At 42.2% G+C, this 17,737-nt stretch carries 18 protein-coding genes; 8 read left to right on the forward strand and 10 right to left on the reverse strand.

Translation table 11 applies throughout. The features are described 5' to 3' along the window. Window positions 1-14: 14 nt before the first annotated feature. Complete coding sequence (locus AB9H30_RS14375) at window positions 15-206, reverse strand: hypothetical protein (protein ID WP_371195392.1); 192 nt, start codon at window positions 204-206, stop codon at window positions 15-17. A 276-nt stretch (window positions 207-482) separates the two neighbouring features. On the opposite strand from AB9H30_RS14375, the gene AB9H30_RS14380 reads away from it, so the two are divergent. Beyond that, entirely contained in the window at window positions 483-1,283 is an 801-nt protein-coding gene (locus tag AB9H30_RS14380; RefSeq protein ID WP_371195393.1) for a DUF2884 family protein, read from the forward strand. An 11-nt stretch (window positions 1,284-1,294) separates the two neighbouring features. Next, the gene (locus AB9H30_RS14385; protein ID WP_371195394.1) at window positions 1,295-2,146 is read left to right on the forward strand and encodes an NAD-dependent epimerase/dehydratase family protein; all 852 of its coding nucleotides are present in this window, start codon (window positions 1,295-1,297) and stop codon (window positions 2,144-2,146) included. A gap of 58 nt (window positions 2,147-2,204) precedes the next feature. Here AB9H30_RS14385 and AB9H30_RS14390 read toward each other — a convergent pair whose 3' ends face one another. From AB9H30_RS14390 to AB9H30_RS14405, 4 genes are all read right to left on the reverse strand, one after another. Further along, window positions 2,205-3,626 (reverse strand): sodium-dependent transporter, encoded by a 1,422-nt coding sequence (locus tag AB9H30_RS14390; protein WP_371195395.1) that lies wholly within the window; start codon window positions 3,624-3,626, stop codon window positions 2,205-2,207. A 119-nt stretch (window positions 3,627-3,745) separates the two neighbouring features. Further along, the gene (locus AB9H30_RS14395) at window positions 3,746-4,471 is read right to left on the reverse strand and encodes an SDR family NAD(P)-dependent oxidoreductase (protein WP_371195396.1); all 726 of its coding nucleotides are present in this window, start codon (window positions 4,469-4,471) and stop codon (window positions 3,746-3,748) included. Window positions 4,472-4,525: 54 nt separating this feature from the next. After that, on the reverse strand, window positions 4,526-4,915 hold the full coding sequence (locus AB9H30_RS14400; RefSeq protein WP_371195397.1) for a thiol-disulfide oxidoreductase DCC family protein: 390 nt from the start codon (window positions 4,913-4,915) through the stop codon (window positions 4,526-4,528). A 265-nt stretch (window positions 4,916-5,180) separates the two neighbouring features. Then, a complete protein-coding gene (locus AB9H30_RS14405) occupies window positions 5,181-6,368 on the reverse strand; it encodes a hypothetical protein (RefSeq protein WP_371195398.1) in 1,188 nt (395 codons plus the stop codon). Window positions 6,369-6,491: 123 nt separating this feature from the next. Here AB9H30_RS14405 and AB9H30_RS14410 point away from each other — a divergent pair, with 123 nt between their 5' ends. From AB9H30_RS14410 to AB9H30_RS14420, 3 genes are all read left to right on the forward strand, one after another. Next, window positions 6,492-8,411, forward strand: a complete 1,920-nt coding sequence (locus tag AB9H30_RS14410; protein ID WP_371195399.1) for an alkaline phosphatase family protein — start codon at window positions 6,492-6,494, stop codon at window positions 8,409-8,411. A 24-nt stretch (window positions 8,412-8,435) separates the two neighbouring features. Beyond that, window positions 8,436-8,966, forward strand: coding sequence for a flavodoxin FldB (gene fldB, locus AB9H30_RS14415; protein ID WP_371195400.1), 531 nt, complete (start codon window positions 8,436-8,438; stop codon window positions 8,964-8,966). A gap of 151 nt (window positions 8,967-9,117) precedes the next feature. After that, the gene (locus AB9H30_RS14420; protein ID WP_371195401.1) at window positions 9,118-9,525 is read left to right on the forward strand and encodes an ExbD/TolR family protein; all 408 of its coding nucleotides are present in this window, start codon (window positions 9,118-9,120) and stop codon (window positions 9,523-9,525) included. Between the two features lie 81 nt (window positions 9,526-9,606). Here AB9H30_RS14420 and AB9H30_RS14425 read toward each other — a convergent pair whose 3' ends face one another. The 3 genes from AB9H30_RS14425 to AB9H30_RS14435 all read right to left on the reverse strand — a co-directional run bounded on the left by AB9H30_RS14425 (window position 9,607) and on the right by AB9H30_RS14435 (window position 11,373). After that, complete coding sequence (locus AB9H30_RS14425) at window positions 9,607-10,146, reverse strand: YgjV family protein (RefSeq protein ID WP_371195402.1); 540 nt, start codon at window positions 10,144-10,146, stop codon at window positions 9,607-9,609. A gap of 144 nt (window positions 10,147-10,290) precedes the next feature. Then, complete coding sequence (locus AB9H30_RS14430) at window positions 10,291-10,656, reverse strand: hypothetical protein (RefSeq protein WP_371195403.1); 366 nt, start codon at window positions 10,654-10,656, stop codon at window positions 10,291-10,293. A gap of 87 nt (window positions 10,657-10,743) precedes the next feature. After that, window positions 10,744-11,373: an NAD(P)H-binding protein gene (locus AB9H30_RS14435; RefSeq protein WP_371195404.1), complete on the reverse strand. Its 630-nt coding sequence runs from the start codon at window positions 11,371-11,373 to the stop codon at window positions 10,744-10,746. Window positions 11,374-11,655: 282 nt separating this feature from the next. Here AB9H30_RS14435 and AB9H30_RS14440 point away from each other — a divergent pair, with 282 nt between their 5' ends. Beyond that, window positions 11,656-12,657 carry a serine/threonine dehydratase gene (locus AB9H30_RS14440; protein ID WP_371195405.1) on the forward strand — a complete coding sequence of 334 codons (1,002 nt, stop codon included), beginning with the start codon at window positions 11,656-11,658 and terminating at the stop codon, window positions 12,655-12,657. Between the two features lie 24 nt (window positions 12,658-12,681). Next, window positions 12,682-14,349, forward strand: coding sequence for an amidohydrolase (locus AB9H30_RS14445; protein WP_371195406.1), 1,668 nt, complete (start codon window positions 12,682-12,684; stop codon window positions 14,347-14,349). 211 nt (window positions 14,350-14,560) lie between these two features. Here the strand turns inward: AB9H30_RS14445 and AB9H30_RS14450 are convergent, their stop codons facing one another. Then, window positions 14,561-15,634 carry a hypothetical protein gene (locus tag AB9H30_RS14450; RefSeq protein ID WP_371195407.1) on the reverse strand — a complete coding sequence of 358 codons (1,074 nt, stop codon included), beginning with the start codon at window positions 15,632-15,634 and terminating at the stop codon, window positions 14,561-14,563. 207 nt (window positions 15,635-15,841) lie between these two features. Between AB9H30_RS14450 and AB9H30_RS14455 the strand changes: the two genes are divergently transcribed. Continuing rightward, entirely contained in the window at window positions 15,842-16,696 is an 855-nt protein-coding gene (locus AB9H30_RS14455; protein WP_371195408.1) for a hypothetical protein, read from the forward strand. A 53-nt stretch (window positions 16,697-16,749) separates the two neighbouring features. Here AB9H30_RS14455 and AB9H30_RS14460 read toward each other — a convergent pair whose 3' ends face one another. Beyond that, a complete protein-coding gene (locus AB9H30_RS14460; RefSeq protein ID WP_371195409.1) occupies window positions 16,750-17,589 on the reverse strand; it encodes a dihydrodipicolinate synthase family protein in 840 nt (279 codons plus the stop codon). Between the last annotated feature and the right edge of the window lie 148 nt (window positions 17,590-17,737).

Below are 17,737 nucleotides of genomic sequence, written 5' to 3' on the forward strand. Positions count from 1 at the left end.
CTAACATTTCGTACTTAAAGCATCGCATAAACCATTAACAGTGCGACCACTAAGCATGACACTCCTAAAAAGCCATACTCTATGCGCTCTTGCAGCGCCTCTTTTCCTGACTTGGTTGAGATAAACGTCATAACAATGCAGCTTAAACCCAATACGAGTGCCACCATCATTAATCCAAACATAAGAGTACTGAGTAATTCGCTCATTGGTTGCCTTTGATTAAATAAAAAGAGTAAGTAAAACGGCCGACATTATGCACCACGTCAAAAAAAAGCGCTATGCTACCAAGGTCTTTTTTTAGTCTTCATGATCTGAGTCAAACTTCTTAAATTTCGGTGAGTTGCGCCAAAAATTAGTTTATTTATCACCTAAGCTGTTATGATAATCTGTAGCTTACTGTTTTTAATAATGTTTTTTATTGGCGTGAATGTTGCTGTATTAAGCTTAAATTATTGCTTCAACCCTACTTTTACAGGAAACCCATGATGTTTACTAAATCAGCGCTATTTGCTTCCGCATTTTTATTAAGTACCAGCATAAACGTTCAGGCTCATAATCTTCAAAATGATGCTTGCGACGTGAATATCAATGGCGAGATCGTACTTGCCAACAATCAAGCAACAATTACCTCTAAACAAAATGACGTTATATTGCTTACAAAGAGTGGACAAGCATCATTAAATGGCACGTTATTACAGTTAAATTCTGAACAAGAACAAACCGTGAGCAGTTACGTTGATGGTCTAGAGAAAGCAATTCCAAAGGCGATCGGTCTTGCTGCAAAGGCCATAGAAGTTACCAATTATGCGTTGACTGAAGTCTTCGTTGGAATATTGGGTGAAGATAGCCAGCTACCTAAAGTTTTGAATAAGAAATTAACTGCCTTACAACAAAAGCTTGAAAGCCATATATATCAAACTCCAGATGCAGTTACTTTCAATAGTGCGTTCTTTGGTGGCACTGACCAATCAAAAAGTGAGTTCGAGCAAGACATTGACGCTGCTGTCGAAGAAGTAATGGGCAGTGCTATGGCAGAATTATTCGTCTCTATTGGCCGCAGTATGATGAGTGGAGATGGATCTTTACAAGGCTTTGAGAAAAAAATGGAAAACTTGGGCAATAATATTGAGAGTGCCATTACCGAACGATCACAAGAGCTAAAAGATGATGCCCTTGACTTATGCGACGCACTTGAAAAATTAGATGAGCAAGAGCGTAAACTGCAGCAAATACCCGAATTAAAAGGTATTGATTTTTTAAACGTATCACCTAAACGCGCGTAATCTGTTTACATATGAAGGCACTTATTATCGGGTTTGGTTGGCTAGGTCTGCCGTTGGCAGACCACCTGATTGCAAAAGGCTACCAAGTGTCTGGCACAACCCGAAGCGTCATCAAGCAAAACAAACTTTTAGCTAAAGGCTATGATACCCATCTGTTTGACCTATTTGCATACCCATTTGCCAGTGACCTAGTCAGGCATAGTATTGAGCAGAGTAGCGTCGTAATCAACATCGCCCCTGGACGCCGAGACATCGATGCAGATACATATCAACGGGCCTTGAAAGCGCTCATCGATCACCTCGTTGCTTGCCATGCTAAACACATCACTTTTGTTAGCACTACCTCTGTATTTGGTGGGCAAAGTGGCCTCCTAAGTGAACAAAGCAAGCCTATGCCAAGCACCAATTCAGGCATAGCTCATGCGCATATTGAAGAATATTTACTCAAAGCCCTTAATGTAGATGCTTCCGTCATTCGATTAGCAGGACTTATTGGCGCAAACCAAGATGGAAGTATACGACACCCAGCTACTTCCTTAATAAAACGCAGTAATATTGAAAAAGGGTACCAACCCGTTAATTTATTGCATCAAGAAGATGCGATTGCACTTATTGCTGCCATTGTCGAGCAACAGAAAACGCATTGCATTTATCATGGATGCTCAACTGAGCACCCTAGCAGAGCAATATATTATACCTGGGCGGCTAAAAAATTAGGCTTAGGAAGTTTAGATTTCATCTCAAATAAAAGAGTTGAAGAGGAAGATGCAGGCAAGATTATTGACGCTAAACACAGTATTAAAGAGCTCAATATTCGTCTTAAGTATCCCTCTCCTTTTGATATGCTAAATAATATAGAGTGAGATTCAAAATTGTTCGAAAGGCCTGCTGAAAGTAAGCCTTTTGAACAAACATAGTAGCCTAGCCAATAAGTGCAACACCAAAATATTTCAATGCCACCGTATTGACAAAAATAACCAAGAGAATAACTGGAATGAAGGTCCCTAAAGAAAAGTTAACGTAACGCTCAAATATACTGCCTTTGAAATTCGGTGCACCACGGTCTAATTCCTCGTTAAAGTTTGCCTTCTTCCAGCGATAGATGACAAACAAGCAAATAAGTAAACCATTCAAAGGTAAAATGGTGTCGTAAAACACGTCATAGACCACATCAAAAAATGATTTAGTTGAACCGGCGTAATTAAAAAACTCTGTAAAAAATGTCACAAAACCAAAAGATAATGCACAAAATACCGAAAAAATGATGAGACCAGCACCGCAAACCATCAAACTCTTTTTGCGCTCCATACCCTTTTCACTCATCAAAGCCGCCACCGGCACTTCAAAGATAGAAACTAAGGATGTAATGGCGGCAAAGAATACTAACAAGAAAAAGATGCTGGCTATGGCGCTTGCACCAACATATCCGAAGGTGCTTTGCATTTCTAAAAAGATTTGTGGCAAATACGAGAAAATCATCGAAATTGAAGATTCACTCAACTCCTCAGGGTTCACCTCAGGGTTAAATGAGAAGATAGCAGGCAATATCATCAGACCAGCAGTAAACGCAACCGCAGTATCGGTTAAAGCAACTAGTTTTGCAGAGCCAGGTAAATCAGCACGTTTGTCGATATAGCTTCCGTAGGTGATCATGATACCCATTCCTAGCGAAAGTGAGAAAAATGCTTGAGACAGCGCGCCGTTAACTACAGAGGCGTCTATTTTGTCAAAATCAGGGACTAGATAGAAGGCAACACCAGCCATTGCGTTGTCGCGAGTTAATACAAATATTACTAGTACAAGCAACATAAAAAACAACGCTGGCATAAGAATCTTTGCAGCCTTTTCAATTCCTTTTTTCACTCCCCCCTGTAAAATGAGATAAACAATTGCAATTACGCCAGCCATATAAACAAAGAGGTTATAGCTGTTAATAAACGTGCCAAAGGTTTCTGGTTGAGCGAGCTCGTCTAGATTACCGATTACTGATTCAAATAAATAACCAAATATCCAAACGGTAATTACCAAGTAAAACACGGCAATCATAAAAGGGGTAACAATTGAAAGCCAACCTGCAAATCGCCATCCGGGATTACGGTTAGATAAATCTGTATATGCGCCCAAGGGATCTTTTTGTGCAGAGCGCCCCACGGTCATCTCGGCTATCATAACGGGTAAGCAAATAAAGAATACAAACACTGCGTACATTAATAAAAATGCACCACCGCCGTTTTTTGCGGCCCCAACAGGAAAACCTACAAGGTTTCCGATACCAACCGCAGAACCTGCAGCCGCCAATATAAACCCAAGTTTTGAGCCAAATTGTTCCCTTGAATCAGCCATTGAATATCCTTTTTTATTATTGTTGTTCTATGCTAAATGTTAACAGCCATTAACAAAAAAGTCTTTAATCTGATTCAGATTATTTATAGGGTGCACTTAGATGCATCGGAATAGACCAACTACCAGCTAATAGCTTTACCATCCCAGTCTAAATAATAAGGCGAATGCTCGGGATCAAGCGCTATAGTGTGTTTTATAAGTTGTTCAGCCGTAAAGGCTGCAGTAAACAATTTCCCTGGCTTAACATTGCTTTGAAAAGGTTTCGACAGTTGTGTATCCACCGTGCCCGGATGATAGCAAACCAACACCGTATTTGGCGCTCTGCGTTTATATTCCACCGCAGCGGTTTTTACAACCATGTTTAATGCCGCTTTTGAAGCTCGGTATCCGTACCAGCCACCCAACTGATTTTCGCTAATACTGCCCACTCGTGCACTAAAAACAGTAATCGTCGCACCTTCTTTGTTGACTAAGTTGACAGCATGTTTTATCCACATCGCCGGCACGACGGTATTCACTTTAAAATACTCTGCAAACTGCTCGCCATTCATATCTTCTAAGCGCTTTTCAGGTTTTAAAGTCATGCCGCCAGAGCTATGAAGCACGCCAGTACAACAAATAATATGCGTAAACAAACCTGCTTTTTTTTGCTCTATGGAAAACGCTTTGATCTGTGATTCATCGTTGGAATCAAGTATGTGATGACTGTGTTTGCCGGACAATGGTGAAAAGCTCTGTCTAGATACTGTTACTAAGCTCTCCACTTGGGCGTCACCATTTAATTGGCTTATTAAGGCTTGGGCAATTCCGCCGCTGGCACCGATGACTAAAACCTTTGCTAACATAACTATCCTTTTTGTGAGAAATATAAAATCAACACGATTGTATTAACAAAATCGCTAATATTTTATCTTGCAATCGTTTTCGCAAGGTTTCTTGCCCGTCAATAAATATGAGATCTTATTGCGATGTTTAGCAAAAACAAGGTAAATTTTATCTGCAAAGAAGCGGATGATGGGCCATCTTAGTGGTGCATAGAGCCAGGAATAGCCTACTAGACTCCATGCCCTGTGGGTGACATCCAAACCAATCAGCATAGTGCCGTCTTCGTCCATGCCGTGGATACGGTCATACAACGATTGCCAATTTAAGTCTGGATATTGAGAAGCAAAATCCTCTGACATAATATCGACAAACGCTAACTGACCTTCGGTGTTGCGCTTTTTTAAATGGCCCATCTCGATATCGCAGAGCGGACATTGACCGTCATAAAAAATCGTAAAAGCCACTGATACTCCTATATCCGTTGGACCTATTTAATGGATTGAATTCATCTATAATGCTTCTTACGAAATTAGTTATAGGAAAGATGACTAGATAAACAAACCTATCGCATATATCGCCCAATGAGGTGTAAATAGAGCGTAACAATGGCAAATCAAACAATCCAAAATTACGCACATCAAAATATGACGCTTGCCCAAACGCTAACTAAGCATTTACGAGATTTTGCGCGAGATATAAAATTTTAGGCGCATTCTGGCAGATGCGCGCTTAGTGCAAAAACCAACTGCTCTGAATCGGGGTAGTAAAAATAAGCGGAGACATACGTTCATAGCGTGCCTTATCTGCAGGGCAAACCACATTCTTCATGTAGTTTGCCCTCCAAGGGTCATTGACCACTACCAATGTTTCACCATCAACGGCTACGCCTTCTAACGACGCATTATTCATTTTGTGATAGCTAGGACATTCAGGTGATGCGCTAGGTGCAAAGAAACTAAGCGGAATAATTTTAGTTGGCAGCCGCTTTGCAAGATCTATAACCCAAAGCTCGTTGTCGTTGCGAGCCGCGGCAATTAAAAAACCTTCTGAGTCTGCATTCGGAAAATATATATCCATACCGTTAATAGGATGGTTCCCTTGGTCGAACTGCGGAAGCGTTAAGCCTGCATCTGCGGCACGACTAAAGGTGCCCGATTGCGCAAAAAAGTCATGGGTAATATCTACATAAAAAACTCTAGGTTGGCTATTGGCGTCTTTTTCTAAACCTAAAAACAGGCGATTATTGCGTCCAACGGCAAGGCCTTCTATGCCGTCATTAGGGGAATTACCCACTTGGTCATTAGGATCAAATTGTATTGCCCTGACTCCCGTTACTATGAGCGATTGACCATCTAACATAACTTCTACTAAGAGCGTTGGATATTCGGTTGAACCAGAATTTGCGAATATGCTTTTGCATTGATCTGTTAATGGCTCACCACGTGTGGCGTCTTCTGTTACCAAAATCCAAGCGTCACTTTTCAAGGGATGAAAGACCATTGCTTCGTAATCGGGCTTGTTTGATAAATAGCTCGCGAAACAAGTTTGTAAAACCGCTGACGACAGTTGCATGGGCCCGAACTTTTGGATCAACTGCGCGCTGCGCTTGTCCATTAGATGCAATCTTTGAATCTGACTGGCATCGGCACTGGCATCAGAAATTGTCCACCAACCCAGTTCATTGGCAATTAGACCTGAGGTTTGCGGATCTAACATGGTGCTGCCATCAGCTTCAGTTATCCATTGGCCATATAACGACAAGCTTGGCTGAATTGACAGTAAAGCCGATTCGCTGGACGTTTGAAGATTTGCGTGGCTGAGAGGATGAAAACTGTTAAGTAGTAAAATCGCTAGAATCGCCAATTTACTTTTAACATATTCGCTGAAAAACGATTGTCTTAACGATGTATTTGACATACTTCCTTGCATGAACGTAAACCTATTTTTATACAATGAATTAAGCACCTGACTTTTATCTCTTTTTTTCCGTGATATGCTACTGTGCATGATAACGATGATTTTAATAGTGTAATGATAAAAATGTCGAAAAAACAGCTTCCAGCGATTATCGCCGGCCCAATGCTGCGACACGTAGACAGCACCGTGGTCACATTGTGGCTGGTAAGCTCTCGCGCTATGGCTATTACGGCAACATTAATTGACCAAGAACAGCAACTTATAGCGATTAATACCGACAAAACAGAGCATATACAATTTTGTGTGGGGAAGCACTGTTATATTCATCTTTTAAGAGTCATTCCCAAAGATAAAATAGCAGGCAATAAGCGCTATGCATATACTTTAGACTTCGAATACGACTGCGAATTAGAATCCGATCAAAGCTCATCAAACACGCTAAAACAACTATTGCCGCAACTATTTAACGATAACGACGCATATATACCATTCTATTTTGCGACAACGCTAACTAACGTTGCACATGGAAGCTGTCGCAAAGCGCATTTTGCAGGCGCTGACGCGCTACCCGAGCTTGATAATTATATCTTACAAAGCGTGAGCGAAAATAATGAAGCAAGCATGCAATGCCCTGATTTGCTGTTACTCACAGGTGACCAAGTTTATATCGACGATGTTGCCGGGCCAATGTTGCACGCCATTCATCAAGTAGTAGACTTACTGGGTTTAAATAGCGAGTCTTTCGAAAGCAGTGTCGTCGCAAACTCTTCAGAGTTGTTCGAGCACGAATACTCATACTACCAACGGGAAAAGCTATTTCCGGAGGTTGACGCTAACGAAGACCTCACCAAAGCGTTTTTCAAAGGGAAGCGTAAACCGGTATTCACATCAGCGAATGCTCAAAATCATTTAATTGCTTTAAATGAGATGCTCGCCCTTTACTTGTTGTCGTGGTCTGGCCGTCTATGGCCCTATCTGAGCCTAGAAAAAAACAACCTTCCCTCTGAGTATGTTGATCAATATGAATCTGAAAAAGAAAAAACCCTTCAATTTGCATCAGGGCTTGGCAAAGTAGAACGGGTATTTTCTCGCATTCCAACTTATATGATTTTTGACGACCATGATGTTACCGATGATTGGAACTTAACACGCGGCTGGGAAGAGCAAGTCTATGGGAATGCATTTTCTAAACGCATCATTGGCAATGCCCTAACTGCCTATTTGTTATGCCAAGGTATCGGCAATCCAATTGCTTATGTTCGACCGTTGCTCGACAGCCTTAAACAAACATTACAAAACGATACCTTTGTTCATGACAAATTCATCGAAGAGCTGTTTGCTTTCAGCCATTGGCATTATCGACTTGATACATCACCACCAGTGCAAGTTCTCGATACGCGCACCCAACGCTGGCGAAGTGAGTCGAATAAAAATAAACCATCTGGACTAATGGATTGGGAAGCCTTATGCGAACTGCAGCAGAATATCATTGGCAAAGATTCTGTGATCATGGTGTCTGCTGCACCTGTGTATGGGGTAAAATTCATCGAAACTATCCAGCGGATCTTCACGAGTTTTGGTGGAGCCTTAATTGTCGATGCAGAAAACTGGATGGCCCACCGAGGAACTGCCAATGTGATGCTAAATATATTCAGGCATCTAAAAACACCCCCTAACTTTATAATCTTGTCGGGGGACGTACACTACTCTTTTGTTTATGACGTTACGCTCAGGTTCAAAGGTAATAGTCCTAAAATATTGCAGTTTACCTGCTCGGGAATGCACAATCAGTTTCCAGACAAACTGCTCACGTGGTTCGAAAGGTTTAACCGTTGGCTATATGGTCACCGTTCGCCTCTGAATTGGCTGACTAAACGCCGCAATATGTCAGTTAAACAACGCCATCCTGAAGGAAGTGAAAGAGATGTCGTGAACGCTTGTAGTTTTGGCCTGCTGCAGTTGGATGAAAACGGCAAAGAAACTGCCTGTAAGGTAATTTGTGCTGACGGCAGACAAGTGGTGTTCAAACCCACCAGACCCTAACTTAAAGATTGAATGAAAGAGCTTATGATAGACACAAAACGCATTGGGATTTTTTATGGTTCAACGACTTGCTACACCGAGATGGCTGGCGAAAAGATCCAAGCAGCAATGCAGCGTATAACCGGACAGACTATCGATTTGTTTGACATTAAAGATACTCCCCTTGATAAATCTGCCGAATATGATTTTATTATTTACGGAATTTCTACCTGGGACTTTGGTGAGCTGCAAGAAGACTGGGAGTCAACATGGGACGATATTTCAGCCCTTCATCTTGCCGGTAAAACCATTGCATTGTTTGGGCTGGGCGATCAGCTCGGCTATGCGGATTGGTTTCAAGATGCCTTAGGCATGCTGCACGACGAAATCATTATATTAGGCTGTGACATAGTTGGTTATTGGCCAACTACCGGATATGAATATAACGCGTCAAAAGGCGTGACGGAAGACGGCGAATACTTTGTTGGACTGAGTCTAGATGATGAGAATCAGTTTGATTTAAGCGACGATAGAATTGAGCAATGGGTACAACAAATTGTGCAAGAAGGCTTATAAAACTAAAATTTAGATACATGTAACGCTAGCTTTTCTGGCAGTTACCAAGTATTTTTATAAAAATGTTAATGAAATTTACCTTAGCCCCTATTCATTTTTATTTGAATAGATATACTATAGCGATAAGAAATTTAAAGAGAGCTGTCATAAAATGAAAAGAAAAAAGCATACCTCGGCAGATGATGACGCCCAGATCGACATGACCCCCATGCTTGATATCGTGTTTATCATGCTGATATTTTTTATTGTAACGACTACCTTTTCATCTGAGAAAGGTTTATCGGCTAACCGTCCTAAAGATAATCAGCCGCCAACGAATCAGCCCAGTAAAGCGCTATCTATTCGCATAGATGATACCGGTCAGATCATGATGGCTGGTCGTATTGTTGATATACGCAGAGTAGTTGCAAACACCCAAACATACCTTGCTGAGAACGCGACTGAAACAGCGGCGATTCAGGCACATGAAAATACTGAGCACGGAATTGTGGTTGAAGTAATGGACCAAGTGAAACTAGCCGGCATTGTGAATGTTTCGGTATTAGTCAAAAAAGACTGACACAACAATTAAACATATAAAAAGTCAGCATTTAGCTGGCTTTTTTATTGATACCGTTTAAAGATTTATTACCCTTAGTGATTAATCTTGATGTTTATCGCTTGTGGTCGCTTTTTTTTGCTTTCTATCTCTAAACAAAATATAAAAAATACTGCACAAATTAGTAATATTAAAAATTGTGCCAAATATGCTGCCGACCATGACCGCATAAACTAAACCTAAAGCTTCAGCAAATATAAACCATCGACGCACCTGTGCCGCATCATTGAACACAATAGATCCTACGGTAAATATCATTGAGGACGAATATGCAATGATAATAATCCAAGGACTGTCTAATACCCCCCACTCATACGTAAAAAATGCAATGTTCAGTACAACAAACATAGCCAGTATGGCGTTGCCACGGTAATACATGGCAATCAAATTTCGCACACAGGCTAAAGCCGTGCCAATGCCAGCGGCCAATGCGCCCAGCATAAAGAAATGGGTGCTCACGGCAGCCAAAGCTATTGCAGAGATTAAGCGGTAGCGATTGATATCTTGCTGACGATAGCCGATAAAATTAAAAACGACGGCAATCGCGCCAAAGATTTCAGCAATGATAAGCTGATTTTCCAAAGAAGCCTCGCTGATGGCGTTAAAAAGGGACGCGTATTATGCGTTTTTAACTTCAGATTACCAGTGTAAACACGAAAAAAGGCTAATTAGAAAGGGAATAGCAGTGTATTTTATTGATATTAAGTCAAATGGCTTACAGTTAGTTTAGCTTGTTTTTTGTCGCGCAAACCATTCATCGTATGAAATAGTGTAAGGCTCATCCATGCAATCTGCTGGATACGCATAGAGTCCGAATTTATCATCATCTTGATGTGTCAGCACCACGGCAAACTTTGGCATGCTGGTAAGCTCTTTGTGCATCGGGTCCCAGATCGGGATTTGATAGTTGCCTAAATTCAAAATAGGCACACTTAACCCGTTAATCTGAGCATGATGGTCGGCTACTGGATTAGGAATCACAGCATATACACAGTGAAAAGGAATATTGACCTGCACACCATCCCACCAAAATTTTTCCACTCTTATGCGGTCAAACAATGTTTTGGTAGAAACTGGAATTGCGCTGCTCATCAATATGACTCCTCATGGACGATTTTTTATTACCTTAGTATATATCCACCAAAACCCCTGATTACTTTAGCCAAAAACGTAATTTGTTTAAAATACCTGAAGTTTTATCATTTGCAGAGCAACTTGTTGGGGCCTAACCGGCCGATATTTAGCAAGTGGTCCAAGCATCAGCGGTCCAAGTAAGGAAAGTGCTCTAAGTGCAAAAGATTCCCCTACACGATAATCGGCTCGCTGCCCATCAAGCAGCGGTGGTCTTACTGCGGCAGCGTTCTTGAGCTGTGGCATCGTTAAAATGGCGTTTTCTAATTCGCCCTTGACCCGCAAATAAAAACTGTTGCTTTTAGCATTGGCATTAATTGACGAAATCCAAACAAAACTGCCAGCGCGCTGGGCCCTTGCCAATTGCGCTGCTACATGCACAAATTCAAAATCAACACGACGAAAAGCTTTTTTACTACCGGCCTGCTTAAGCGTGGTACCTAAGCAACAATAAACGTGGTCAACCGTGAAGTAACCTTGGTAGTCTTGTAAATAATCAAAGTCGATCACCAAAGGCTCCATTTTTTTCATTGGATCAAAATAATGTGCTTGTGTGAGCGGCGCTCTGACTAAGCAAGTGATTTTTTCATAGCGATCGTCTTGGCAAAGTTGGTTAACGAGTGCCCTGCCAACTAATCCGGTAGCACCTAGCACAGTAGCGGTATATTTCTTGGTCATCAACAGTTCAAATATGTTAGTCTCATTCAAAAGCAAACATAGCAACAATCCATCCACTATGCACAGAACATTCGCAGTATTTAGCTTATTTTTTTGTAATCTTAAGCGTTCACTAAAAGCACTTAAAATATCTGACAAATATATATATTTGTCCCATACTCCAGTTCAAGTCATTGACAATTTTCCAAGCTAATTGAGTAGATAGCCCGATCAAAATGCTCATGTACACTTTGAGGTTCATAGGGCCTGTCTATTAGTTTGATGCTAAAGGTACAAAAATTTATGGTAACGTTTACTGACATTAAAAAAGCGCAGGAGTTAATAGCTCCTTATATTAAGCGCACCCCGATTGTACAATCATCGCTGCTAAATAAATGGCTCGGCCACGAAATATTCTTTAAAGCCGAGTGTTTACAAACAACCGGTGCATTTAAGCTCAGAGGCGCCACGCATTTTTTAGCCCAGTTAAAAAAACAAGACATCTTACCTAAACATATCGTCGCCAATTCATCTGGTAATCACGCTCAAGCGGTTGCTTATGCAGGTGCCTTGTTTAATATTCCGGTCACTATTTACAGCGCTCAAAACATATCTGCTATAAAAGCCGCTGCGACTGAAAGCTATGGAGCTACTCTAAAACGCTTTGATACGCGCCTAGAAGCAGACGCAGAAGTGGCTATTGCTGGCCAACAGCCTGATACCGTGTGGATCCCTCCGTTTAATCATCCCTATATCATTGCTGGACAAGGTACCGCCAGTTTTGAAGCGCTCAAGCAAACCGAAGACATCGATATGATCGCAGCGCCATGCGGTGGTGGTGGTTTATTAAGCGGTACAATTATTGCCGCAAAAGCAATCAACAAACACATTCAAGTTGTTGGCGCAGAACCTTTAGCAGCGAATGACGCGGCGCGCTCACTCAGAGAGGGCAGAATAGTCACTCTGGAGCACGCTCCTATTACATTGGCCGACGGTGCCGCCACGCCAAGTATTGGTGAGCACACCTTTGAGGTGCTAAAAACGATTGACGCCTTTTATGAGGTGGATGAGCTCGATATCATCTACTGGACGCAGTGGCTTCACCATTTGTTAAAACTGCATATCGAGCCCACCTGCGCCATGACTATGCAGGCAGTTGTCAATTGGCTATCAACACAAACAACCAAAAAACGAGTCATGGTTCTGGCATCAGGTGGTAATATCAGCCAATTGAGCATGCAAAAAATATGGCATCAAGATAGACTTTCAAACATACCCAGCCTGCATTTAGCAAAGCACATATAGCACCAGTCAAAACAAGGAGCAAAAATGAACATAATAATAAAAACAATCGCACAGAAAATGTGTTTGGCATCGATTTTAGCGATGCTGGTTTCGTTTACTGTTATAGCAAACGAGCACTTTTTCACCAACGTGAACGGCTATACATTAAATGCTGAAGGGGAGCTGGTGCAGTTCTCACAATTGCATGTGGTCGACGATACAATCAAGGCAATCGGCAACGAACTTAGCAAGCCTGAACCTTTAACAGCAACCGATATGCAGCAAGCTGTCATGTTGCCGGGCATTATTGATGCCCATGGTCATATATTAGGGCTAGGCGACAACCTAATTCAGGTCGACCTGCGCGGCACAAGCAGCGAACAAGAAGCAGTCGAACGCATTAAAGCCTATGTCAGTGCAAAGACCACTAAAGGAAATGGCTGGATCATTGGCCGTGGCTGGAACCAAGTACTTTGGACGAATAAACAATTTCCAAGTAAAGCCAGTTTAGATAAGGAATTTCCTAACACCCCAGTAATGTTGAGTCGCGTAGACGGTCATGCTGATTGGGTCAACAGTAAGGCATTGGAAATAGCCGGCATAAACGCTAACACCCCTTCTCCCTCTGGCGGTGAGATTGTAAAAGATGCAAATGGCCAACCCACCGGCCTTCTAATCGACAACGCTAGTTATTTAGTGGGAAAAATGATTCCAGAAACGACAAATGAAGACCTAGCGGATCGTCTAAACCTTGCTAGTGCGCATTTACTATCACTGGGCATAACCAGTGCGCATGATGCTGGCATCAGCGAACAAGTCAAAAACTTATTTGTAGAACAAGCTAATAACAACGCACTAAAATTTAGAATATACGCCATGTTGTCGGCCACCGATCCAAACATTGAAGGCATGCTCAAACAGGGACATTATGCTGACGAGCAGGGCTTTTTGTCTATCAGAAGCGTAAAAGCTTATGGTGATGGCGCCTTAGGAAGCCGAGGTGCAGCACTGCTTGCTCCCTATTCAGACGACCCGCATAACAGCGGCCTATTAGTTACGCCAGAAGAAAGCCTACCGATGTTATTCAACACGATTATCGGCGCTAATTTTCAGCTTAATTTTCATGCCATTGGTGATAGAGCGAATCGCTTAGCGTTACAGCAATTTGCCAAAACATTTAAAAATTTCCCCCAAAATACTCAGCGCCATCGCGTCGAACATGCACAAATTGTTGCCCCTGAAGACATTCCTCTGTTCAAAGAATATGCCATCATTCCTTCAATGCAGCCTACTCATGCCACCAGCGATATGAATATGGCTGAAGACCGCATCGGCAAAGCTCGCTTAAAAGGTGCCTATGCATGGCAAACATTTTTAAAGCAAGGCTCGCCTATTGCCTTTGGCAGTGATTTTCCAGTTGAGTTAGCCAACCCTTTTCATGGTTTGCACGCAGCCATTACTCGCCAAGACGCTAATCAACAGCCTGAAAGTGGTTGGATAAGCGAAGAGTCAGTGACTCGAGAGCAAGCATTTAAAGGCTTTACCTTAGACGCCGCTTATTCGGGTTTTCAAGAGGATATGATTGGCAGTTTGGAAGTGGGTAAAAAGGCCGACTTTATTGTCGTTGATCGCGACATTTTTACCATTGAAGCTTCGCAAATACGCGACACGCAAGTACTGCAAACTTGGGTGAATGGCAAAAGAGTGTTTTAATCAAGGCGATGGTACAACGTCAATTTTTTCGAGCATTTCATAATCACGGATGGATGTAATTATGGGGCCGCCGAGAGCAAACACCTCAGATATTTAAAAAAATGACTTGAGTCTGTTGATTTGTACCTTATCTCGCCATTTACAAAAATTTGCACTATCAGCGGCGATAAATACTCGCAAAAGTGCCGCGCTCTAGACTTGTAAACCTTAGCTAAAATGAAGTCACATATCGCACTAAAAAAGGCGGTTGATACTCGCTGCGGCAAACATATTCAAATCCTTCATCACGAAGTTCATCAATCTCACTTAGCAGAACACTATCTTCTGCGGTCTTATATAGGCGTGATAGCAAATCTTCGGCAATATCGGGTTGTGAACATCCAAATTGTCCGGCCATATGGACTCTTGCAAACTTGTCTCCCTCATTTGACGCAGCCTGTATTAGCTGCAAACCATCTGAAGAATAGCTTAGTATTCCCAAAATAAATTTAGCTCTGGCATCGTTACGATACTCAACAAGATACTTTAAGATTGTCATAGCTTTATATTCTGAGCGGGGATAGTAGCTCACCATGTATCCACGTGAGTTGTAGAGCAATCCTTTGTGATACGCATATACATTTAGCAGCGCGTCTTCGGTTGATAAGGTATCTAAATTTAATTTTGAGACATCTATCGCTTTATCGTTAAAGTCACTACTGGCGACCTCAGACGCTTCAGCTCGTTCATAATGACTGCGCATTTGTTCAAAAGTATATAAGTTAGCCAATGTTATCCAAAGCAACACGCTCATACAGATAAACAAAACGGGAAGCGAAACAAACCAGCGATTTCGCAGTTGCGTGCTGCTCCCATGAACAAGCATTTCAGTAAGTTGAAAAAATGCACGGTCTTCTTCAAATGGAATTTGAATCCTGCCTAAATAAGCTGACATCCATGCACCCGCGACGTACAAGCCTACCAGCAGCACCGCCCACGCCTGCTCACCTGGGGCAAGAATAAGACCTAATATGTAAGCTGAAGCAACGATCAAAAAGTGTGCAATAACCGCAACATAAGCAAACAGTCGAACATAGCCCTTGCCGTGAAAGCGAAGTGCTAGTCCGACAAAGATGCCGCTTACTAACAATAACATCGGCGCAGTTTGGCCATAGTTATGAAATAAATAGTACCAAGCGATCAACATCGGAATGGACCAAATCGATAAGGCTAATGCACCCTTTAAGGCATTTTGTTGTTCTAGTTTAGCGTTTACTCGAGCCAATACGTCCTTGTCGTTTTCCATAATTCCCTACAATGAGCCTTGATATATTATTTAAGTGACCGAGTTAAAATTATACACACTAGGGCATATCGAAACTAGCCACGCCCTATTGGCTTATTGCTGGCAGGACAATCAATTCATCTTTAGCATCGATGCACTGGTCTGTACAAATTGACAGCGGACTATAAGCTGTTATGGTAAAAGCCTAATTGCCAGAAGGAAATTGCTATGAGAAACACTAGAAGCAGACGTCGCGGCCGCAATCTTCGTTATCGCTCATCACTCTATTCAATCCGATTTTTAGAAGACCTTCGAGATTTTCCAAACGCACCTTCAGTGCTCAGCGAGGGTGACTCCTGGTTTGGTTATCCCTTTGGTAAAGACCTAAACGATCAAATTGCGGAGCTTGGCTCATTCAACATTCGACATTTTGAAAAAGCAGGTGATGAACTGGTTGACGATATGATGGACGGTCGACAAAAGAAGTTAATTACTAAAGCATTAAAAGAAAACCAATTTGAATTGATGCTTTACTCGGGTGGAGGCAACGACGTCGTAGCCAAAAACCTTGAAAACTATATTAGCGACGATAGCTCTGGTGTAGGCCCGCATAATCGCGTGATTAAAGCCGCTACCGAAGCCCGTGTACAAGAGCTCAAAAATAAATACATTGCGTTAATTGAATTAGTTGCAGAGCATCAACGTGCATGTCCAATTGTGGTGCACGGCTATACGGGGATCATTCCAAGTGACGAAGGCTTTGAGATTTTAGGCTTCAAATTGACCGGTCCATGGGTAAAGCCAACACTAGATAAAAAAGGTGTTCCCCCTGAACAACAAGCCGATGTTATCAACTACATCATGGATCTATTTAATCGTATGCTGCTGTCGCTCAGTGAACAATATGAAAACTTTCACTATATTGATTTGCGAGTGGAGACCCTCACAAAAAGCGAGTGGGCAAACGAAATTCACCCAAGCTCTGCGGGTTTCAAAAAGTTGGCAGTGCATTACAAAGATACACTCAAAAAACTTGTGCCCAAAGCATTTGAACCTGCTGCCAGCGTCTATCGGCCAAAATAGCTATCTAGCGCTGAAGCCTTTGAATTGCGTTTATGAACAAGCAAGCTAATTGATTATTTAGGCACAAACTGCATTAACTCGGGAATGTCTGGTAACAAAAGTGGCGACGGCAAGTCACATGCCCAGCCACGAAGATTCGCTAGCGCATGCACGACTCGGTAGCCTGAATATTGCCCCATCATTTCATATAGGGGCTGCAGCATTTTGTTCAGTTTTCGTGCTTGATTATCATCCCCCTGCTTAATCGCTGTCATTACAGGCACTAACAACTCTGGCACCGTGCCAGCTAATGTTGAATACCATGCACTGGCCCCATTGATCATTGCTTCACAGCATAGTTTATCTACCGCATAACCAGCTTGCCAATTTAATGCGCTAAGCTTGGCATGTTGCTCTTCATTATTTAGCTGAGCAAATACCTTTGCCCCCATCACATTTGGATGCTCAGAAAGGGATTTCAATAGCTCATAGCTGAGGGTTTGACCAGTGGTCATCGGATTATCGTATACGCACAAGGGCAGAGGGCTATTGTCAGCAACCTCTAAAAAGTAGGCTGTTAACTCGTTTGCACTTAGGGGTACATAAGAAAACGCATTAGCGATTACACCCTGAGCACCATATTGATGAGCGGCTTTCGCACTTCGGATGGCTTCGCGCGTGGTTGTTGCGCTAATACCGGCGATCCAAGGTGTAGACAGTTCGCTCCAGCATTCCATTACGAGCGTTCGTTCAGACTCACTGAGATAAGCAAAGCTACCGGTGCTGCCCAAGACGCCAATTGAATCTAATCCGGCTGTATCAATATGATCGCGAATTTTTTGTAATGTCGTGACATCCACTCTTCCCTTTTTTAAAGGGGTAATTGGGAAACCGCTTAGTCCTTCAAAAATCATATACATGTCCAAATAAACATTTGAGGGCAGAGTAAACTGAACGGTATTTCATTACCATACCCTGACATCAGAAGTTTTACCATTATCTTGCCAAGTGTGCATACAGATGTAAATTGAGTCTTGTTCCTTACAAGGTTCGCCTGCATAC

The organism is Glaciecola sp. SC05 (genome assembly GCF_041380235.1).
Lineage (GTDB): Bacteria > Pseudomonadota > Gammaproteobacteria > Enterobacterales > Alteromonadaceae > Glaciecola.

Excerpts from the sequence above, each read along its gene's own strand:
- AB9H30_RS14375 (WP_371195392.1), bottom strand. The coding sequence starts at position 206 with ATGAGCGAATTACTCAGTACTCTTATGTTTGGATTAATGATGGTGGCA.
- AB9H30_RS14380 (WP_371195393.1), top strand. The coding sequence starts at position 483 with ATGATGTTTACTAAATCAGCGCTATTTGCTTCCGCATTTTTATTAAGT.
- AB9H30_RS14385 (WP_371195394.1), top strand. The coding sequence starts at position 1,295 with ATGAAGGCACTTATTATCGGGTTTGGTTGGCTAGGTCTGCCGTTGGCA.
- AB9H30_RS14390 (WP_371195395.1), bottom strand. The coding sequence starts at position 3,626 with ATGGCTGATTCAAGGGAACAATTTGGCTCAAAACTTGGGTTTATATTG.
- AB9H30_RS14395 (WP_371195396.1), bottom strand. The coding sequence starts at position 4,471 with ATGTTAGCAAAGGTTTTAGTCATCGGTGCCAGCGGCGGAATTGCCCAA.
- AB9H30_RS14405 (WP_371195398.1), bottom strand. The coding sequence starts at position 6,368 with ATGTCAAATACATCGTTAAGACAATCGTTTTTCAGCGAATATGTTAAA.
- AB9H30_RS14410 (WP_371195399.1), top strand. The coding sequence starts at position 6,492 with ATGTCGAAAAAACAGCTTCCAGCGATTATCGCCGGCCCAATGCTGCGA.
- fldB (WP_371195400.1), top strand. The coding sequence starts at position 8,436 with ATGATAGACACAAAACGCATTGGGATTTTTTATGGTTCAACGACTTGC.
- AB9H30_RS14420 (WP_371195401.1), top strand. The coding sequence starts at position 9,118 with ATGAAAAGAAAAAAGCATACCTCGGCAGATGATGACGCCCAGATCGAC.
- AB9H30_RS14430 (WP_371195403.1), bottom strand. The coding sequence starts at position 10,656 with ATGAGCAGCGCAATTCCAGTTTCTACCAAAACATTGTTTGACCGCATA.
- AB9H30_RS14435 (WP_371195404.1), bottom strand. The coding sequence starts at position 11,373 with ATGACCAAGAAATATACCGCTACTGTGCTAGGTGCTACCGGATTAGTT.
- AB9H30_RS14440 (WP_371195405.1), top strand. The coding sequence starts at position 11,656 with ATGGTAACGTTTACTGACATTAAAAAAGCGCAGGAGTTAATAGCTCCT.
- AB9H30_RS14445 (WP_371195406.1), top strand. The coding sequence starts at position 12,682 with ATGAACATAATAATAAAAACAATCGCACAGAAAATGTGTTTGGCATCG.
- AB9H30_RS14450 (WP_371195407.1), bottom strand. The coding sequence starts at position 15,634 with ATGGAAAACGACAAGGACGTATTGGCTCGAGTAAACGCTAAACTAGAA.
- AB9H30_RS14455 (WP_371195408.1), top strand. The coding sequence starts at position 15,842 with ATGAGAAACACTAGAAGCAGACGTCGCGGCCGCAATCTTCGTTATCGC.
- AB9H30_RS14460 (WP_371195409.1), bottom strand. The coding sequence starts at position 17,589 with ATGATTTTTGAAGGACTAAGCGGTTTCCCAATTACCCCTTTAAAAAAG.